The following is an 18,586-nucleotide window of genomic DNA, read 5'->3' as shown; positions in this document are numbered from 1 at the left end:
CCGCACCCCGCAAGGAAATCCGTCATGCAGCTCGACCTGTTCGCCGCCCTCCAGGACGACGACACCCCCACGCCGACCCCGCCCCCCGCTCCAGCCCTGGCCCCGGCAACGTTCCGCCGCTCGGCTGCTACGCCGCACACCGAACCGCGCACCACAGTCAGCCCTGCGGCGCAGACCACGCATACCGCCGCACCACGCGCCCTACCAACGGGCAAGGTCAACGACCCGGCCCAGTACGCCTTCAACCTGGGTGAGGCCGTCGCGAACACCTGGCACAAGAACCACGGCGGAACCCGCATCGAGATACCGATCGGCATCGTCGCCTCGCTCGCGCTGATCGGGCAGAAGGACAAGAAGGGCCCCGACCTCAAGGCGCAGATCCTCGCCCAGAACGACCAGGAGCTGTGGGCGATGTACCGGGAGATCTGGGCGACGAACTGGAGGCACCGCCCCGACCTGGTGGAGCGCGCCCGCATCCTCCACGAATGGGCGAACGAGGAAAAGCAGACCCGGCACGAGCTCTACGTGGTGCGCGCCGTCACCAAGACCGTCCTCGACAAGGGGCTGCTCGATCTCACCGGGCACGCGGACCCCTACCTGCGAGCACGGGCCGACGTGCTCTCGCCGACGCTGACCATGATGCGCTCGACCGGCGCCACGAAGGGGCTCGGCGAGTACCACACCCCGCCGCCCGTCGCTGAGGCGATGGCGATCGCCACCCTCTCCACGCTCAGCGCCGACAGCATCATGGACGGGAAGAAGCTCGCGCCGGGGCAGAGCTTCCTGGACCCGGCGGCCGGCACCGGCGGCATGATGCGCGCCGCCGCCCAGAACATCCGCGAACAGGGCCTGGACCCAGCCGCCTTCAGGTGGGCGATGGTCGACATCGATCCGATCGCCGCCGCGTGCGCAGCGGTGAACGCGATGGTGTGGGCGCTCGGCCCCCGGGTGACGGTGGCCTGCGCGGACTCGCTCGCCAACCCGCGCGCCGTCGAGGACGCCCACGAGGAAGCCCGTGCCGCGTTCGAGCACCGTGACCGGATTCTCGGGCAGTTGCAGATGGTCGCAGCGGTCCGCCGGGCCCAGCAGTTCCTGGAGAAGACTGTGGGTGTGGCCGCGTGAGCCTGGACGTGGTGAGTTACGGCGGCGGGGTGCAGAGCACCGCCCTGATGGTCCTTGCTGCCCGCGGGGAACTTCCCTACAAGACGTTCCTGTTCGCCAACGTCGGCGAGGACAGCGAGGACCCGGAGACCCTGGAGTACGTGCGCCAGGTGGCCGTCCCGTACGCGAAAGCCCATGGCCTGGACCTGCATCTCCTGGACCGCACCCTGCGCAGCGGGGAGACGGAAACGCTGTGGGGTCGCATGACTCGGAAGGGGTCGCGGGCCCTGCCGATCCCGATCCGTATGTCGAACGGGGCCCCGGGAACTCGTGGCTGCACCCGGGATTTCAAGATCCAGGTAACGGGACGGTGGCTGCGCGAGCACGGGGCGAGCGCGGTGAGTCCGGCGACGGTCGCGGTCGGGATCTCCCTGGACGAGATCAGCCGGGCGAGCAACCGGCGCACCGAAGCGTACGAGCGCGTCGTGTATCCGCTGCTGGATCTGGGGATGCGCCGGACGGACTGCCAGCGGGTCATCGCGGACGCCGGTCTGCCGATGCCGCCGAAGTCGGCGTGCTGGTTCTGCCCGCTGAAACCGCTGGGGAGCTGGCGGGAGATGCGCCGCGACCGGCCTGCCCTGTTCTTCAGGGCGTGCGCGCTGGAGGAGGCGTTGAACGAGACCCGGGCATGGGACGGCAAGGGGGCGGACCCGGTGTTCCTCACCCGTACCGGCCGCCCGCTGATCCGGGCGGTCGAGGCGGCGCAGGAGGCGCTGCCATTCGATGTCGGATGCGATTCCGGCTGGTGCATGACGTAGCCCCCCTCTCTGACCTGCATGAATGAGTTGACCCTCCCCCTATTAGTAGTAGAATTTAAATACGAGCTGGGGGGAAACCACAGCACCCACACCAAGGAGAGACCCGTGCCCGACACCGTCACCGCCCTTCGCGTCGCCCTCGACGGCAAGGTCACCGAGTACGAGCTCGGAGATACCCGCCGCGACCAGGCCAAGGTCATCGCCCGCGCCCTCCTCGACACCCCCCAGGTCGTCGTCGAACTCGACAGCCCCGGCCGCACCAGCATCGTCGTCTTCGCCGGACTCCACCGCGCTCAGCGCCTGCCCAACCTGTACGCGGCAGTCATTCAGACCGAAATGGCCTTCGACTGCGAACTCGTCCACGGGCCGGTCGTCTTCGCCGGAATCACCGCCGACGGACACCTCACTTCCCTGCCCGCCGAGGTAGACGCCCTGATCCGCCACACCCTGCGCCCCGACCACCTCGCCGGCATCCCCGTGCTCGTCCACCTCCCCCTCTGACCACCCCGTCCAGGGCGGAACACCACCGCCCTGGGCCCCGCACATCACCCGCCTCACACCTCTTGGAGAACCACCCGTGAACACCGCCCCCATCACCGGCCTGCCCCTCATCGACTTCTACGTCCTCACCGACCAGGTCGCCCAGGCCCTCGGCGACAGCTGGGACAAGGACGACACCACCGCCGACGCCGATGACCAGGAGACCGTGCGCTTCGCCCACACCGACGGCCGCACCATCGACATCCGCCGCCAGTTCCGGGGCCAGGGCTTCCAGACGTTCAGCACCAACCCCGACGCCCCCCGTTACCACGCCTCCGGGTACTTCGACGGCGCCACCCCGCCCCTCGACACGGTCATGCACACCCTGGAAATCCACCTCTTCCCCGCCTTCTACGGCCACCGCCTCCCCCTCACCCAGGGCGGGGCCCGCATCCTCCCTCAGCCGGTGGCCGCCGACACCCCGGCGCCGCCCGCCGAGCCCGCCGCCCCGGCGGCGCCGGTCTCCGAGTCCGCACCGGTCACCGCTCCTGCGGCCGAGCCCGCCCCCGTGAAGGCTCCGGCGAAGAAGCCCGCCGTACGCAAAGCCGCGCCGAAGAAGTCCGCACCGGCCGCACCCCGCAAGAAGGCCGCCGCCCGCACCACGACCGCCAAACCGACCACGAAGGCGAAGGCCCCGGCCAGGGGCAAGGCGAAGGACCCCGCACCCGCCGCCTGACCCCAGCCCACATTCACCGGTGCGGGCAGGCCCCGCCTGCCCGCACCCCACCACCAGGGAAAACCACCATGACCAGCACCGCCCCGGCCCTCGACACCACCGTCTCGGTCCCCGGCTTCACCGGCCACTTCACCTGGGTCGACCCGTACGACCTGGTCGTCGACCCCTACAACCACCGACGCCACCGCGAGGAAGGAAAGGAGGACGGCACCGAACCCGACCCGGACCTGATCGCCTCCGTCGAGGAAGTCGGCGTCCAGAGCCTTCTGCTGCTGCGCCCGCAGACCGGCGACAACGAGGGCCGCCTCGGCATCGTCTTCGGACAGCGCCGCAACAAGGCAGCGATCATCGCCGCCGACAAGGCCAAGACGGAGGGACGTCCCTACCGGCTGGTCCCCGCACTGATCCGCGAAGACCTCACCGGCGTCGACGACCAGGCCCTGGCCCTGTCGGTCCTGGAGAACAAGCACCGCGAGGACGCCCACGCCCGCGACTACATCGACGCAGCCCGGCAGCTCGCCCTCATGGACCTCCCGCCGGCCGTGAGGGACAAGCACGCCCGCACCATCGGCATCTCCCCCGCCGAGATGGCCGCAGCCGACAAGGCATCCCAGCTCACCGATGCCCGTCTCGCCGCAGGCGTCAACGCCGACTTCGATCTCCTGGAGCTGGCCGACTTCCAGGAAGTGGAGACCGTCGCCGAGGCCCACCGCAAGCTGTCCCTCGCCAAGCGCCGCGACCTCGCCGAGAACTCCACCGGAGGGAATTGGGCGCACACGATGGCGGAGATGCGCGAGAAGAAGGCCGAGGCGGCCCGCCGGGTGAAGCTCCTCGCCGAACTCACCGCCTCCGGCATCACCCTCCTGGAATGGAAGTGGAGCTGGCGCGACACCCCCGCCCGGCCCCTCGAAGACCTTTTCTCCCAGCTCGGCACACCTCTCACCGCCGAGCTTCACGCCCGGTGCCCTGGTCACGCAGCAGCACTGCACCCCCGCGACGCCGACGTGACGTGGTTGTGCGCCGACTTCAAGAAGCACCAGCACGAACTTCCCGGCGCCGACTCCGCCACCGACGCCAAGACCAAGGAACTTGCGAAGGAAGCCCGCCGCAAAGTCATCCGCTACAACAAGGCATGGCGCTCGGCCCGGGAGGTCCGCCAGGAGTTCATCACCTCCCTGTGCGACCAGCCCGGTGACGCCCCCAACGACATGTGGGTACTGATCCTCAAAGTCATCACCGGCACCTCGCACGAGTACTCCCGGTACCTCACCCGCCACCGCACCGACCTGATGGCCACGTTCCTCAAGATCGAAGACCCCAACCACGACCGCACTCAGTGGAACCGCGTCGGCCAGCCCTTCAAGGACCTCATCAACCGCACCGGCAAGGTCCGCCGTTGGCGGCTGCTGTTCGCCCAGGTCGCAGCGATGTACGAGCACGAGCAGATGTCCGACCGGCACTGGGACACCCCCAGCAGCCAGACGGCCGACTGGCTCGACTTCCTCAAGACCCACGGCTATGCCCTCAGCGAGATCGAGGCCGAAATCCTCTCCACCCGTCGGGAGAAGGAGGAGAACGCCCGCAAGGGAGCGGCCAAGGGCACCACGAAGAAGACGGCAGACGCCGACGCCGCCTGACCGTCGCCTCACCAACAGGGCGGCCCCGCACACGGCGCCGGGCCGCCCCTCACACCACCACCGGAGAACAGCGCCATGCACCAGCCCACCCGGACAGACATCCTCAACGTCCTCACCGCACACAACCACCCCATGCAACGGTTCGACCTCGCCCTTCGCGCCCTGTGGACCACTGGCTACGACGAGCAGACCCACCGCCACATCCGCGACATCAACACCAGCGACGTCTCCGCCACGACCCGTCTCATCGACACCATGCGCGCCGAAGGAACCCTGGTCCTGAACACCGCCAACACCTGGCGCACCCTCCTGGGGAAGAAGTTCAGCACCGACTCCCTGCACCACCGCAGCGGCTACTACTGGTACGCCACCCCAGAGCAGCACCCCCTGTGGGGAGGCGAGCAGGAGGAGACTCGCGCCCGCATCGACGGCATCCGCGCGCGGCTGGACGCAGCAGCCCTGCCCACCTTGTTCACCGACACCTGCACCTGGGACGTCGCTGGCAACGAGGTGGACGGCAGCAGCCCGAAGGCTGTACGGACGCACCACAGCATCGTCACCGCAGAAGGTCTTGTCGTCGCGGAAGTCGACTGCAACCACGACCCCGAGGAGTGCATGGACCAGGCGCAGGCCGACAAGGACCGAAGGCTCGGAGCCGCCGCAGCCGCACTCATCACTGAAGCCGCTTCCGACCTCGCCTTCCTCCTCAGCCTCGTGGACGGCCCTACGCAGGCAGGTGCCAAGTGACCACCGACCACCACGGCTCAGGAACCTGGCTGCGCCCGGAATTCGTCGGACGCGAGGACGAGCTGATCCACCTCAGCAGCGCCGCCAAGCTCGTCGGCGTCACCCGCTCAGCAGTCTCCAACTGGGCCGCCCGCCATAAAGACTTCCCGAAGGTGGCGCTGCTGACCGGCCCCCGACTGAAGCCGGTGAAGTTCATCCCGCGCACGGAGTTCCTCGTCTTCGCGGTCATGCAGCTCGGCACACCGCGTCAGTACGGGCCGCCGGCGGGGCAGCCGCGAACGCCGCCGAGGCCGCGCGCGGAGATACGAGCGGCCCAGATAGAGCACCACCAGCAGCAGGTGGAGCGGCTGACGGCGCTGCGGGCGGTGCAGGCCAAGCGGGTCGCCCACACCACGAAGAAGCTGAAGGCGGCCAAGGCCAGGCTGGAAGAGGCAAAAGCGGGACTGGCAGCCGAGGTTGAGGCTGTGCAATCCGCCGTGGCGCGCGGTCTGCACGACTGACCCAGGACAGGCCGGGGAGGGTTGCACCCCCAAATGATAGTAGAATCTAAATAGAGAGGGAAGGGGCACCACGGCCCCCTCCCACCCCACACACAGAAGGAACCGCCATGCCCCAGCCTCAAGAACGCACCATCACCGTCGGCGGCATCCCCGTCACCATCCGCACCACCAACCGCACCACCCTCGACACCTACGTCACCACACACGGCGACGTCGTCGTACGAGCCCCCCACGGCACCACCGACACCCAGGCCATCGACCTCGTCGAACGCCGCCGCACCTGGATCTACAACCGCCTCACCGACATCACTGAGAACACCCCCGAAGACCCCACCCGCCACCTCACCAACGGCGAAACCTTCCACCTCTTCGGCCACCCCCACAAGCTCCGCATCGTCCCCGACAGCAAGGACGAGCAGCCCGTCACCCGATTCCACTTCACCACCAGCCGCAGCGAAATCCGCCTCCACCGCAGCCACGCCATCAACCCCAACAAAGCACGACGAACCCTCACACACTTCTACGCCGAAGCAGGCCAAAAATGGCTGAAAGATCACGGAGCGCACATCACCCGCCTCACCAACAACCCCGACATACCACTCACCACCTCAACCCGCCTCCGCACCACCTGGATCACCCACCACCCCACCCACGGCATCACCCTCCACTGGGCAACCGCCCAACTCCCCACCCCCCTCCTCCGCGAACTCCTCCACCGCACCCTCACCCTCCACACCATCGCCAACACCCACGAACTCGACCGCACCCTCCCCACCCTGTGGACCGGCAGCCTCACCACCACCCCCCACACCACCACACCCACCCCCTCCGACAACTGCCCCGAGTGCAGCACCCCGCCCAACACCCTCCACACCAACTGGTGCGACATAGCCCGCTGCGCCCTCACCGGAATGCAGCGCCACGACTGCCACCCCAACTGCAACACCATCTGGACCGGCACGTACCCCGGCCAGGCAGAGTGCGAGGAGTACGGCTTCTACTGGCGCATGGGCCCCAACGGCTACGAGCACTGCAACGCCGACACCCCCGGCGCCGACCATGACTTCAACCGCCTCTACAACGAATGCACCTGGGACGTCGCCACACAGCGCATGACCCTCTCGACCTGAACACTCAGAACGCGGGTGGCAGATCATGAGGTTCATCGCGAAGAACGCACCTTCGTAGAAACACAAGGCGAGACGGCCTCGGCACAGGACGTCGAGCACATCGAGCATGTGTCCAGCGCCACGCACCAGGCGGAACACCAGCGGCTGGATGGGCTCCTCAGAGAACCAGCGGCAGTCGATGAGCAGGCAAGGCGGACCAGCAGGCCGAGTCCAGATCACTCCGGGCCGGGAAATGGCATGAGCCCCACGCTCGACCTGGTGGGCAACCATTCGGTCGACCTGATGGTCATGTCCGTGCCATCCGCGAACCGGGTGGGAATTGTCAGCTCCGCCTTGGGATGCTCCTGAGGCCCTCGACCATCGGGAAACGACTTCATGCATCACCGCACCACCGCAGCAGGCTTCGCCGGGGCCCTCGCCCTGTCCGCGCTCACGATCCCGGGGGCCGCCCAGGCGGATGACTTCTCGGGCGACATCAGGATCACGAAGGTGGTCGTCAACGGAGGCAAGGACATCATCCTGGGGACCACGGACGTCAAGACGTTCACCATCGCGGTGACCGCCACGGACGACTCTGGCATCGAGGTCGGAAAGACCTTCCCCGCCATGTTGCACAGACCCCTCCCGGACGGCGACTACGCCGACATCGTGTTGCCCGACAACATCGCGGGCAAGTGCGTTCGACAGAGCTTCACCACGACCACTTGTACGTACACGCTGAAGATCAACCCGCGCATCCAACTCCAGGACAACGGCGCGGCCGGGACCTGGACCGTGAGGGCCCACGCCCTTGCCAACGACGGCGATTACTACACTAAGTGGGCGTTGTGTGAGTCGCCGGTGGTGTTGTCCGGTTTGAGGGCTTGCGGTCGGCCGGTTCTGCGGTCTGCTGGTAGGTATGGGCGGACGGCAGCCGTACCCGAGTGATCTGTCGGACGAGGCGTGGGAGCTGATCCGGCCGGTCATCACGTCCTGGAAGGGACAGCACCGCTCGGTCAGCGGTCATGAGGGTCGGTACGAGATGCGGGAGATCGTCGACGCGATCCTGTACCAGGCCCGGGTGGGCTGCCAGTGGCGCTACCTGCCGCACGATTTCCCGCCGTACACCGCGGTGTACTACTACTTCGGCAAGTGGCGTGACGACGGCACCGACCAGGTGATTCACGACCTGCTGCGCTGGCAGGTGCGCGAGAGCCGCGGCCGCCGTGAGGACCCGTCCGCGATCGTGATGGACACCCAGACCGTGCACACCTCGGTCAACGCGCCCAAGGCCACGACTGGGCTGGATCCGGGCAAGAAGAGCCGGGGCCGCAAGCGGGGCATCGCCACCGATGTCCTGGGCCTGCTGATCGCGGTGATCGTGGTTGCGGCGAGCGTGCACGACAACGCCATCGGCATCACGCTGTTGGACCAGGTCGCCGCGGACAACCCGTCGGTGACCAAGGGCTGGGTGGACGCCGGGTTCAAGAACGCGGTCATCGACCACGGCGCCGCTCTGGGCATCGACATCGAGGTGGTGCAGCGCGATCCGCACACGAAGGGCTTCGCGCCGGCGCCGAAGCGGTGGATCGTCGAGCAGACCTTCGGCACGCTGCTGCTGCACCGCCGCCTGGCCCGTGACTACGAGACCCTCCCGGCCAGTGCGGCCTCGTGGATCCGCTGGTCGATGACCGACGTGATGACTCGCCGGCTCACCGGCCACTCCGCGCTGACCTGGCGCGATCCGCCGCCATTCGGGGCCAGGGCCCCGACCCGCGAGGCGGCGCATGCGTGAACTCCTGGCCCAGATCGACGAACGACAGGCCGCCGGCCGCGAGGAAGCAGCCCGCCTGCGCGAGCAGATCGCCCAGCTCGGTGAACAACTTGCCGCTGTGGAGCACCGGCTGGAGCGGCTGGAAGTCACCCGGGAGACCGTCTTGGAGATCGCCGAGGACAGCGATTCCGGCGGCCTGGAGCCGCTGCCGTCCGCATACCGCCAGATCCTCGCCCTGTTCGAGGACGACGAACACGGCCTACGGGCCAAGGACATCTGCGAAGCCCTGGGAACCGGCACCGAGAACCGCCACGTCGAAGGCGCCCGGGCCAAGCTCAAACGCCTCGTGAGCCGCGGCATCCTCACCGAGCCCGAACCCGGCCTGTTCACCATGCCCCGCCCGACAAAGTGAACCCGCGCGAAGGCTCACAGAACACCCACTAAGGACTCCGCCGCCAAGGCAAAGGTCCTGCGCTACTCCAAGCTGACGGCCAACGCCTCACCAGAGCCGGTGAAGAAGAACAAGACGATCACCGTCACGGGTGCCCTGACTCGCGCCGACTGGCAGACCTACAAGTACGGGGGCTTCGCCAAGCAGCCGGTGCAGCTCCAGTTCAAGAAGGCCGGCACCAACACCTACAAGACCCTCAAGACCGTCACGACGGACAGCAAGGGCAACCTGAAAGCGACGACGAAGGCCACAGCGGACGGCTCCTTCCGCTACTCCTTCGCAGGTACGTCCACGACCACGGCGGTCTCCTCGGCGGCGGACTACGTCGACGTGAAGTAGCCCTCAAGAAGGTCATCCGTCCCTCAAATACACGCAGATGGCCCAGGCCGGAAACCCTTCGGCCTGGGCCATCTTGAGCCCCGGTCTCCTCACGACCGACGGGCACCGGTCAGCCGCTGCATCACTTCGCGCCCTCCAAGTTGATCGACGATCTCGGCGTCCTTCATCGGTACCGAAACTGTAGGTCGCAAGAAGTCTCGAACGCTCTTCGATGGTCTCCATTCTGGTGGCGGCCGTTCTGCCAGCACGAATGCGCAGGGGCAGTGCGGGCGACCTGATCCGCTTCCGGAATGGGGGACAGGCGGGGGACAGAAGGCTAGGGAAGAATCGGGAAAGCCAAGGACCGTCAGCTTCTCCGAACCGCCCAAAGGTGCCTAATTGCCGTGAAGTCCGGCCGGTCGAGGGCTTCTAAGGGAACCGATCACCGCTGTACAACTTCGACGGCATCGACATCGACATCGAGACGGGCCTGGTCGGCAGCGGACAGATCACCAAACCCTCTGCCTCCCAGGCCAACCTGATGCGCATCATCGACGGCGTCCTCGCCCAAATGCCGTCCAACTTCGGCCTCACGATGGCCCCCGAGACCGCGTACGTCACCGGCGGCAGCGTCACGTACGGCTCGATCTGGGGCGCGTACCTCCCGATCATCAAGAAGTACGCCGACAACGGTCGCCTCTGGTGGCTCAACATGCAGTACTACAACGGCAGCATGTACGGCTGCTCCGGCGACTCCTACTCCGCCGGAACCGTCCAGGGCTTCGTGAAACAAACCGACTGCCTCAACAAGGGCCTCGTCATCCAGGGCACCACCATCAAGGTCCCCTACGACAAGCAGGCCCCGGGCCTCCCCGCCCAACCGGGCGCGGGCGGCGGCTACATGAGCCCCAGCCTCGTCTCCCAAGCCTGGCGCACCTACAACAACCAGCTCAAGGGCCTGATGACCTGGTCCCTCAACTGGGACGGCTCCAAGAACTGGACCTTCGGCGACAACGTCAAGTCCCTCCAGGGCCGCTGACCCACCCCGGACCGACGCTCCTCTTCTCAAGCACCACCGCTGCCGTGCCCCCACACGGCAGCACCCCACCGTGGGCCGTTCCCCTTCCCCCTTGAGGAACGGCCCACGACGCCATGCCGACTGCTGTGGGGCGACCACATTTCCGTGCGCCGAGTGTCAGTCCTCCGCCACCTGTACGCCTGCTTTGGGTTGATTTTCGAGTCCCCGGGGGACAAGCGGGGGACAGCGCGTGACACGACCTCAGCGCCTTGCTCCGGGGCCGCGTCCCGGGGAACGAGAGTGAGGTGCGAGCCCTCCTGTTGCACCTCAGCGGTGGGCGTTCATCGCGGAACGGGGACGACGGGGTGCGTCTGCTTCGGCCTGACAGGCCAGCGGCGAGACTGGGGCGAGGCCGCGCAGTGCCGTAGGCCGTGCAGGCGGATGGGCGGCAGGCCGAACCGCTTGACGAGGGCTTCCAAGGTCTGGCTGATGTTGTCGGGGTGGTAGGGGCGTCCGTCTTCGTAGGTGGACACGTATCCGGTGTTCTGCCAGATGCCGAGTGGTTCGCGTTCCTTGCGCAGCTCTTGCTGGGTGGATCGCCAGGCGAGCAGCAGGTCCTTGGTTACTGCGTCGAGGGTGATGGTGCGTTTTCCGCTGCGGCTCTTGAGGGTGCGACCAGCCCAGGCCACCGGGAACACCGCCGTCGAGGCATGCGTCAGGAGCCCGCCCTCGCGGACAGCTGGAATGAGCGCCTCAGAACGAGCGGTCACCCGGCCCGGGAGATATGCCATCGCCCCGAAACACAGCGCCGGGCCCCGGAACGGGCAACGGCGGAACGGGAAGGACGTATGCCACTCGCCGACCGCCGTGCACCGCGATAAGCGGCCGGTGAGGTCGCCGGGCGGGATGCTCGGTCGAGCACGCCTCGTGAGCCCGGATGCCTTGACCGGAAGTGCGGTTGAGCTTCTAGCGTGTGCCCGGTTGATCATTCGACGACGCGAGACACTCTCACCGCTCCTGGTGACCGGAGCCACCGGAGACATCGGCAGTGCGTTGCTGACGCGACTGCACGCATCCGGCGTTGGGCCGCTGCGAGGGCTCACCCGCTATGCCTCGCAGGCCGCCATTCCCGAGGGGGTCGAGGCCGTGGAGGGCGACTTCGCGGATCCCGCGTCGTTGAAGCCCGCGCTGGAGGGTGTGCGGTCGCTGTTCCTCGTGTCGCGGCTGGGTCCCGACGCCGAGCTTCTGGGAGCCGCCCGGCAGACGGGCGTGGAGCACGTGGTACTGGTGTCGTCGATCACCGCCGAGACCCATCCGCACCTGGGTCCCGCCGCCGAGAACCTGGCGGTGGAGCGGTCGCTCAAGGAGAGCGGCGTGGACTGGACCGTCCTGTGGCCCACGCAGTTCGCCTCGAACACCTTGATGTGGGCGGCTGCCATCCGTACGGGCGGAACAGTCCGCGCGCCGTACCAGGACACCGCGCTACCGACCGTCGTCCACCCCGCGGACATCGCCTCGGTGGCACGCGTGGCGCTGGCCGAGCCCGGCCACCGCGGGCGCACGTATGCGTTGACCGGTCCGGAGCCGGTGAACGACCGACAGCAGGCCGAAGCCATCGCGGCGGCACTCGGGCGGAAGGTCCCCTTCGCCGGGATCAGGCGTCAGCAGGCCCGCGCGCAGCTGGTCGCGGTCTTCGGGGAGGCGGTCGCGGACGCGCTGCTCGATGTGACGGGCGGCGACGTCCACGACGGGCTGCTGGCGGTACGCGACACGGTTGCGCGGGTCACCGGTGGCCCGGCCCGGCCGTTCTGGCAATGGGGCACGGAGAACGCCGCCGCCTTCCGCTGAACGGGCCTTCGCCCCCACCGCCCCTGGACTGCCCGGCCGAGAAAGCTACTTGACGATCCGTCAGGAAGCGGGTACGCCCAGGTCCGCCGTGACGGCGGAGGAGCGGGTGAAGATGCTGAACGGGAAGTCGTCGTTGCAGTAGCTATTGCCCGCGGAAGTGATGCCGATCAGCTTGCCGCCCGAGACCAGCGGACCGCCCGAGTCGCCGTGGCAGATGCTGTTCCTGGTGCCTTCGGCGGGGGTTCCGCAGAGCTTGTTCGCCGCGGTCTCCCAGGGCTCGGTGAACGGTGCGCACTTCGCAAGCGGGTTCAGCACCAGTGCGGCCGACTTCAGCCGCACACCGGGCGTGCTGGTCGCGGTGAGGCCCCAGCCCAGCGCGGTCACCGGCGAACCCGAGTCGAACAGCGCCGCGTCCTTGGGCCCGGCCACCGGCAGGGTCTTGTACGGCATCGGCTTCGCGAGGGTCACGACGGCCGCGTCGTGGGTCAAGGTGCGCACGTCGTACTTCGGGTGGATCTTGATCGACGCAACCTTCGCGACCGTGCCCTTGCCGGTCCGCAGGTCGGTGCGCCCGCCGACGACCCGCAGCCCGCCGGGCTTCAGCCCCTCGTCGACGCAGTGGCCCGCGGTGAGCACCTTGGTCGGGGTGATGAGGGTGCCGCCGCAGAACGCCTCGCCCTCCGCGCTCTGCAGCGACATCACGTACGGGTGGTCCACGACGGTCGTGCCCTTCCCGCCGTGGATGGCGGCCGCGGGGGCGACGCCGGCCGCCGTCCCGAGCGCGGCGAGGAGGCCGGTGGTGAGGACGGCAGCGGTGGAACGCTTGCTGAGTATGGACACGAGGACTCCCGGTGTGGTGCGTGAGGTGGCGCGTGTGATGCCTGGTCCGTACGGGGTTCTGCTGTACGGAGGTGCACCTGTCACGACGGGGGTGGGAGGGGTGTGGTTCCCCGGAATCACCACAAAGATGATCAAGCCACAAAGAGGCGGGAACTCGCCCTCGTCCCCCGCCCGGTCGTCGGACCTGAGGTTCACGGGGCGGTACAGCGCCGGAGCTTGGGCTCGCGTTCATGACGCGTCAGTTCTTCGTGCAGGAGCGCACTGACGGCCCAGCCCATGGCCTCCACGGAGAACATCAGGGCGAACGCGGCGCTGCGCATCTCCGGCAGTACGGCCGCCATCATCAACGGCCGGTTGATGCCCGGCAGCGCGCTCTGCACTGCGGCGAGCAGCCCGAACATGACGAAGTACACGGCAAGCGAGGGCCAGGTGATCTGGGTGACGAGGGCTGCCATGACGACGTACGGGAGAAGAACGTACCGCATCGCCATGACGCGTCCGGTACGCGGGTGGAGCCGGTGCACCCGGTCGGTGACGAGTCCGCCGAGCAAGGTTCCCACGACGTACGAAGCGGTGACGGGGAGCGTCACCGCGGACGCCGCGGCGTTGCTGAAGCCTCGCTCGTCCAGCCGGAAGGTCACCCCGAAGGCGAGCAGGACGAACCGGCCGGTGAGCAGCCGCTGGCCGCAGATGACGAGCACGGTGCGGTGGCGCGACAACTCCCGCACCCGGGCCCGGGTCAGAGCGGGCCGCTTCGCCAATGTGCCTCAACTGTGAGTGAGTTGGGGCTCGGACGCGCCGATGCCGGGGTCGCGCAGGAAGAACAGCACGAGTACGCCGCAGACGACCTGGAGCCCGCCGACGGCGAAGAAGCCCTACCGCCAGCCGTCCGGTGTGTCCGAGATGAGGCCGAACAGGGTCCCGCGGCGCCGAGACCGAGCGCGGACAGTGCGTGGAGCAAGGCGGCTGCCCGGCCGCGTGACGCGTCGTCGAAGAGGTCGGCGAGCAGCCCGTTGGCGAGCGGGCCGCCGCCTGCGGGGCCGGCCGTGGCGACGGTGAACAGGACGAGGAGCTGAACGTAGTTCTGGGACAGTCCACAGGCCATGGTCCGTACGCCCCAGAAGCCGCAGTACACCGCGAGGACCGTCTTGCGCGAGTACCGACGGGTCACCAGGACCCAGACGGGTCCGAGGAACAGGGACCGAGCCCAGCTCGGCCCTGCGGGCCTCCCTGTTGCCGCAACGCTGTACACCAGCACCGAACCGTGCGCCATGTGTGCAGGGGCCGTCTACTGGAGCGGCATCCGCCGTGTCGTCTACGCCCTCGGCGAGGATGAACTGTGCGCCCTCGCCGGCGCCAGTGGCCACCATCCCCTGTCGGCCCTGCCCTCCCGCAAGGTCTTCGCCCACGGCAACCCCGTGGTGGACGTGGTGGGGCCGTTCCTCTACGAGAGTGCGGCTGCGGTGCACGACGACTTCTGGACCTGAGCCGGACGCGGGCCGCCCTTGCCACCCTGCGAGCCCCAGTCCTCTGCGGGACCGGTCACGGCAGCACCGTCAGCGGGGCCCCGTCATCGTCGGCGGGGTCCAGGATCAGCCACGGGTCGATGGGGACCGCGTACTGCCGAAGCCCGTTGGCGGCCAGGATCTGGCCGCTCAGTTTCATCGTGCGCAGCGTCACCGCGCGCTCGTTGATCACCACGTGGGGGGCACGCTCCAGGATGCGGGTCTCCAGGCGTTGGAGGTACGACCGCGACCACCTCGAACTCCCGCTGGAGCAGACCGAGTTGCTCGCCGCCGTGACGGCCGTCAACCCGCGTGCGGTCGTGGTCCTCGCCAACGGCGGCGTCGTCCGGCTGTCCGGCTGGATCGACGACGTCCCGGCCGTCCTGGAGGGGTGGCTGCTCGGCCAGGCGGGCGGCTCCGCGACCGCCGACCTGCTCCTCGGCCACGCCAACCCGTCGGGCAGGCTCACCGAGACCGTCCCGCTGCGCCTCGCCGACACCCCGGCCCACCTCGACTGGCCGGGCGAGCAGGGCCACGCCCGGTACGGCGAGAGGCTGTTCGTCGGCTACCGGCACTACGACGCCCGCGACATGGACGTCTCGTTCCCCTTCGGCCACGGCCTCTCGTACACCACCTTCGACCACACCGACCTGCGGGTGACGCAGGACGGCACCGGGATCGAGGTCACCGTGGCGGTCACCAACACCGGCCCGCGCGCCGGGCACGAAGTGGTGCAGGTGTACGTGGGCGCGCCCGGCTCACGGGTGCGGCGTCCGGTGCGCGAGCTGAGGGCGTTCGCGGCCCTCCGCCTCGAAGCGGCCGAAACCCGCGACGTCACCCTGCGCGTCGCCCGCGAGGACCTCGCCCACTTCGACATCGGTGCCGGGGCCTGGCTCGTCGAGGGAATCGACCATCGCGTCGACGTCGGCGCCTCCAGCCGCGACATCCGCCTCACCACCACGGTCACCGTCGAGGGCGACCCGTACACGGAGGTCCCGGGCGCCGACTCGACACTCGGCCAGTGGCTCGCCCACCCGGTCGGCGGCCCCGCCCTGGAGACCCTCCTGACGCGGGTACGTAAGACCATGGGCGACGCCTACCCGAAGGACGGCACTCCTCGCCACCGGATGGTCGCCGACATGAGACTCAGCCAGCTCGCCAAACTCCCCATCATCCCGCTCGACTTCGACGACGTCGAAGCCCTCTTGGCGACCCTGCGCTAGCCCTGCGCTAGCCCTGCGCTAGCCCTGCGCTAGCCCTGCGCCAGACGGCCGCCAGACGGCCGCCAGACGCCCGTCGTGCCGGGCCGCACACCGCAGCGCGGGTCCCACCGCCCTCCTGTGCATCCTCCTGTGCATCGGCCACGAGGGCGGTGGGACCCGAGCACGGACGCCTGGCCGCACTCGGCAGCGTCGCGGACCGGCGCGGTGGCCGGTGCAGCCCACGGGGTGAGCGCTGATCGAGTGAACCTCCCGCTCGAACGGTGTCCATGGCGTCCCTGCCCGGTATGACCCTGTGTTCCCTTACGGGGCCGCCCGCCGGGTGGAGGCCCGCATCTTCGGACGGAGTGCTTCCGTTGACGACCGCAGAACCCGCCACCGAACCCCGCCCCGGCCCCCGGACGCCCCAGAACGACTACGCCCTGCTCCTGGCCCGGATGCGGTCGCACGGCCTGCTGCGGCGACGGCCCGGCTGGTACCTCCTGCGGATCGGCGCACTCGTGGCATTGCTGGGGGTGTTGTGGTGGGCCCTGCGGGGGCTCGGAGGGAGCTGGTGGGCCGTGGGCGGTGCCGTACCGCTGGCGTTCCTGTCCGCGCAGGCGGGTTTCCTGGGGCATGACGCGGCGCACGAGCAGGTGTTCCCTTCCCACCGGGCCAATGCCTGGACGGCGTTCTTCCTCGGGAACGTACTGACCGGCACGAGCCACGCCTGGTGGAGGGACGAGCACAACCGGCACCACCGTTACCCCAACGACCCCGGCCGCGACCCCAACGTCGCCGACGTCGTCCTGAGCCTGAGCCCCGAACGCGCGGTCCAGCGACACGGTGTGAAGCGACTGCTGGCCAGGCACCAGGCATGGCTGTACTTCCCCGCGACCCTGCTCCAGGGCGCCAATCTCCATCACGTGAGCATCCGGGCACTGCGCCGCAAGGACCTGCGCTGCCGCACGGTCTCCCGGGAGGCCGAAGCCACCGGACTGCTGGTGCACGCGGTCGGTTACACCGGACTGCTGCTGGCCGCGATGCCCCTCGGCCACGCCCTGGTGTTCGCGGTCCTCCACCACGCCCTGTGGGGCCTCTACCTCGGTGCCACCTTCGCCCCGAACCATAAGGGCATGCCGGTCCTGACGCCCGAGGACGCCCGTGATCCCGTCCGCCGCCAGGCGGTCACGGCCCGCAACATCGCCGGTGGACGGTTCGTGGAATTCCTGTACGGCGGCCTCAATCACCAGATCGAACACCACCTGTTCCCGACGATGCCCCGCCCGTCCCTGCGGCGGGCCGCCCCGTTGGTCGAGGAGTTCTGCCGGGCCCGCGACATCCCCTACGTCACCGAAACGCTGACGGGAACCTACGTGCAGGTGCTGCGGCACCTGCACGACGCCGGTGCCCCCCTGCGCGTGCGCACACCATGACCGGACCGTCCGGCCGCCCCGCCGTGAAACCGAACGGAGGTGAGCTGCGACCGGTGGGCACGGCCAAGCGCTCCGCACTGCTGGTGGGCGTGATCGTCGTCCCGCTCGCCGCCCTTGTCGCGGCCGTTCCGGCGGCGTGGGGATGGGGCATCACCTACCGGGACGTGGTGCTGACCCTCCTGATGTACGTCATCGGCATCTGCGGAATCACGCTGGGCTACCACCGGCTGTTCACCCACCGGTCGTTCAGGGCGGGCAGACCGCTGCGGATCGTGCTGGCGCTGGCCGGAGGGTTCGCCCTGGAAGGGTCCGTCGTGCACTGGGTGGCGGAGCACCGCAGGCACCACCGCCACGCCGACGGCCCCGGAGACCCGCACTCGCCCTGGCGCTTCGGCGACAGCGGGCGGGCGCTGCTCAAGGGCCTGTGGCACGCGCAGGTCGGCTGGTTCTGGTCGAACCGCGAACGCTCCGACTTCCGGCACTGGGCCCCCGACGTGCTGGACGACCCGGACCTGCGGCTGCTCTGCCGCTACTACCCACTCGTCGCCCTCGCGTCGTGGACCCTGCCGGCAGCGGCCGGGGGGCTGTGGGCGGGGTCGTGGACCGGGGCGCTCACCGCGTTCTTCTGGGCCTCCCTCGTACGGTACGCCCTGGTGCACCATGCGACCTGGTCGGTCAATTCCGTCGCCCACTCCTTCGGCACCGCTGCCTTCGCCACGCGTGACCGGTCGCGCGACGTCCGCTGGGTCGCCCTGATCACGCTCGGCGAGGGCTGGCACAACTACCACCACGCCGACCCGACCAGTGCCCGGCACGGTGTACTGCCGGGCCAGCTCGACCCGACCGCCCGTCTCATCAGGCTGCTGGAGCGGCTGGGTCTGGCCCGGGACGTCCACTGGCCCACTGCCGAGCGGATCGCCGCCCGCCGCCTCCACTGAGCGCACCCGGCCGTACCCGTTTGGGTCCGTGTGCATGCGCAGTGGCGACGGTCAGGGGATACCTGGAGGAGTCCACCGCCGCTACGAGAGCGCTGTAGAGCTCGCCCGGGCACTGGACCGGTCCGTTACCG

20 protein-coding genes and 2 pseudogenes are annotated in these 18,586 nt (G+C 68.9%); 18 read left to right on the top strand and 4 right to left on the bottom strand.

All coding sequences use genetic code 11. The annotated features are described in order from the left end of the window. Positions 1-24 precede the first annotated feature (24 nt). The 13 genes and pseudogenes from OG897_RS35465 to OG897_RS35405 all read left to right on the top strand — a co-directional run. The gene (locus tag OG897_RS35465) at positions 25-1,122 is read left to right on the top strand and encodes an N-6 DNA methylase (protein WP_266663529.1); all 1,098 of its coding nucleotides are present in this window, start codon (positions 25-27) and stop codon (positions 1,120-1,122) included. Beyond that, positions 1,119-1,919 (top strand): phosphoadenosine phosphosulfate reductase, encoded by an 801-nt coding sequence (locus tag OG897_RS35460; RefSeq protein ID WP_266663528.1) that lies wholly within the window; start codon positions 1,119-1,121, stop codon positions 1,917-1,919. The genes OG897_RS35465 and OG897_RS35460 overlap by 4 nt, the downstream gene beginning before the upstream one ends. Positions 1,920-2,024: 105 nt before the next feature. Further along, positions 2,025-2,420 (top strand): hypothetical protein, encoded by a 396-nt coding sequence (locus OG897_RS35455; RefSeq protein ID WP_266663526.1) that lies wholly within the window; start codon positions 2,025-2,027, stop codon positions 2,418-2,420. 76 nt (positions 2,421-2,496) lie between these two features. After that, complete coding sequence (locus tag OG897_RS35450) at positions 2,497-3,135, top strand: hypothetical protein (protein ID WP_266663524.1); 639 nt, start codon at positions 2,497-2,499, stop codon at positions 3,133-3,135. Positions 3,136-3,203: 68 nt separating this feature from the next. Then, positions 3,204-4,772: a ParB N-terminal domain-containing protein gene (locus OG897_RS35445; protein WP_266663522.1), complete on the top strand. Its 1,569-nt coding sequence runs from the start codon at positions 3,204-3,206 to the stop codon at positions 4,770-4,772. A 75-nt stretch (positions 4,773-4,847) separates the two neighbouring features. Next, positions 4,848-5,519, top strand: coding sequence for a hypothetical protein (locus tag OG897_RS35440; RefSeq protein ID WP_266663520.1), 672 nt, complete (start codon positions 4,848-4,850; stop codon positions 5,517-5,519). Then, entirely contained in the window at positions 5,516-6,019 is a 504-nt protein-coding gene (locus OG897_RS35435) for a hypothetical protein (RefSeq protein ID WP_266663518.1), read from the top strand. Before OG897_RS35440 ends, OG897_RS35435 begins: the two co-directional genes overlap by 4 nt. A gap of 107 nt (positions 6,020-6,126) precedes the next feature. Next, complete coding sequence (locus tag OG897_RS35430; protein WP_266663516.1) at positions 6,127-7,149, top strand: YgjP-like metallopeptidase domain-containing protein; 1,023 nt, start codon at positions 6,127-6,129, stop codon at positions 7,147-7,149. A 375-nt stretch (positions 7,150-7,524) separates the two neighbouring features. Further along, on the top strand, positions 7,525-8,076 hold the full coding sequence (locus tag OG897_RS35425; RefSeq protein WP_266663514.1) for a DUF5707 domain-containing protein: 552 nt from the start codon (positions 7,525-7,527) through the stop codon (positions 8,074-8,076). Continuing rightward, positions 8,048-8,923 carry an IS5 family transposase gene (locus OG897_RS35420; RefSeq protein ID WP_266663512.1) on the top strand — a complete coding sequence of 292 codons (876 nt, stop codon included), beginning with the start codon at positions 8,048-8,050 and terminating at the stop codon, positions 8,921-8,923. Before OG897_RS35425 ends, OG897_RS35420 begins: the two co-directional genes overlap by 29 nt. After that, positions 8,916-9,314 (top strand): hypothetical protein, encoded by a 399-nt coding sequence (locus OG897_RS35415; RefSeq protein WP_266663510.1) that lies wholly within the window; start codon positions 8,916-8,918, stop codon positions 9,312-9,314. Before OG897_RS35420 ends, OG897_RS35415 begins: the two co-directional genes overlap by 8 nt. A 33-nt stretch (positions 9,315-9,347) precedes the next feature. Then, positions 9,348-9,692, top strand: a pseudogene (locus OG897_RS35410) (calcium-binding protein); the annotation flags it as partial. Positions 9,693-10,122: 430 nt separating this feature from the next. Continuing rightward, positions 10,123-10,710, top strand: a pseudogene (locus tag OG897_RS35405) (chitinase); the annotation flags it as partial. Positions 10,711-11,030: 320 nt separating this feature from the next. Here the strand turns inward: OG897_RS35405 and OG897_RS35400 are convergent. Beyond that, positions 11,031-11,459, bottom strand: a complete 429-nt coding sequence (locus OG897_RS35400) for a hypothetical protein (RefSeq protein WP_266663508.1) — start codon at positions 11,457-11,459, stop codon at positions 11,031-11,033. Between the two features lie 250 nt (positions 11,460-11,709). On the opposite strand from OG897_RS35400, the gene OG897_RS35395 reads away from it, so the two are divergent. After that, complete coding sequence (locus OG897_RS35395) at positions 11,710-12,537, top strand: NAD(P)H-binding protein (RefSeq protein ID WP_266663505.1); 828 nt, start codon at positions 11,710-11,712, stop codon at positions 12,535-12,537. Positions 12,538-12,597: 60 nt separating this feature from the next. Here the strand turns inward: OG897_RS35395 and OG897_RS35390 are convergent, their stop codons facing one another. Both OG897_RS35390 and OG897_RS35385 read right to left on the bottom strand, forming a co-directional pair. Beyond that, the gene (locus OG897_RS35390; RefSeq protein ID WP_266663501.1) at positions 12,598-13,377 is read right to left on the bottom strand and encodes a trypsin-like serine protease; all 780 of its coding nucleotides are present in this window, start codon (positions 13,375-13,377) and stop codon (positions 12,598-12,600) included. Positions 13,378-13,568: 191 nt separating this feature from the next. Continuing rightward, the gene (locus tag OG897_RS35385) at positions 13,569-14,138 is read right to left on the bottom strand and encodes a hypothetical protein (RefSeq protein WP_266663498.1); all 570 of its coding nucleotides are present in this window, start codon (positions 14,136-14,138) and stop codon (positions 13,569-13,571) included. A gap of 342 nt (positions 14,139-14,480) precedes the next feature. On the opposite strand from OG897_RS35385, the gene OG897_RS40920 reads away from it, so the two are divergent. Continuing rightward, positions 14,481-14,864: a deaminase gene (locus OG897_RS40920; RefSeq protein WP_323188149.1), complete on the top strand. Its 384-nt coding sequence runs from the start codon at positions 14,481-14,483 to the stop codon at positions 14,862-14,864. Between the two features lie 55 nt (positions 14,865-14,919). Here OG897_RS40920 and OG897_RS35375 read toward each other — a convergent pair whose 3' ends face one another. Continuing rightward, the gene (locus tag OG897_RS35375) at positions 14,920-15,078 is read right to left on the bottom strand and encodes a hypothetical protein (protein WP_266663496.1); all 159 of its coding nucleotides are present in this window, start codon (positions 15,076-15,078) and stop codon (positions 14,920-14,922) included. Positions 15,079-15,097: 19 nt separating this feature from the next. Between OG897_RS35375 and OG897_RS35370 the strand changes: the two genes are divergently transcribed. The 3 genes from OG897_RS35370 to OG897_RS35360 all read left to right on the top strand — a co-directional run bounded on the left by OG897_RS35370 (position 15,098) and on the right by OG897_RS35360 (position 18,455). Further along, on the top strand, positions 15,098-16,105 hold the full coding sequence (locus OG897_RS35370; RefSeq protein WP_266663494.1) for a glycoside hydrolase family 3 C-terminal domain-containing protein: 1,008 nt from the start codon (positions 15,098-15,100) through the stop codon (positions 16,103-16,105). Positions 16,106-16,458: 353 nt separating this feature from the next. Beyond that, positions 16,459-17,517: a fatty acid desaturase gene (locus tag OG897_RS35365; RefSeq protein WP_266663492.1), complete on the top strand. Its 1,059-nt coding sequence runs from the start codon at positions 16,459-16,461 to the stop codon at positions 17,515-17,517. Between the two features lie 53 nt (positions 17,518-17,570). Next, entirely contained in the window at positions 17,571-18,455 is an 885-nt protein-coding gene (locus OG897_RS35360; RefSeq protein WP_266663490.1) for a fatty acid desaturase, read from the top strand. Positions 18,456-18,586: the final 131 nt, after the last annotated feature.

This window comes from Streptomyces sp. NBC_00237 (assembly GCF_026342435.1).
Classification (GTDB): domain Bacteria; phylum Actinomycetota; class Actinomycetes; order Streptomycetales; family Streptomycetaceae; genus Streptomyces.
This window is presented reverse-complemented; position numbering and strand designations above follow the sequence as displayed.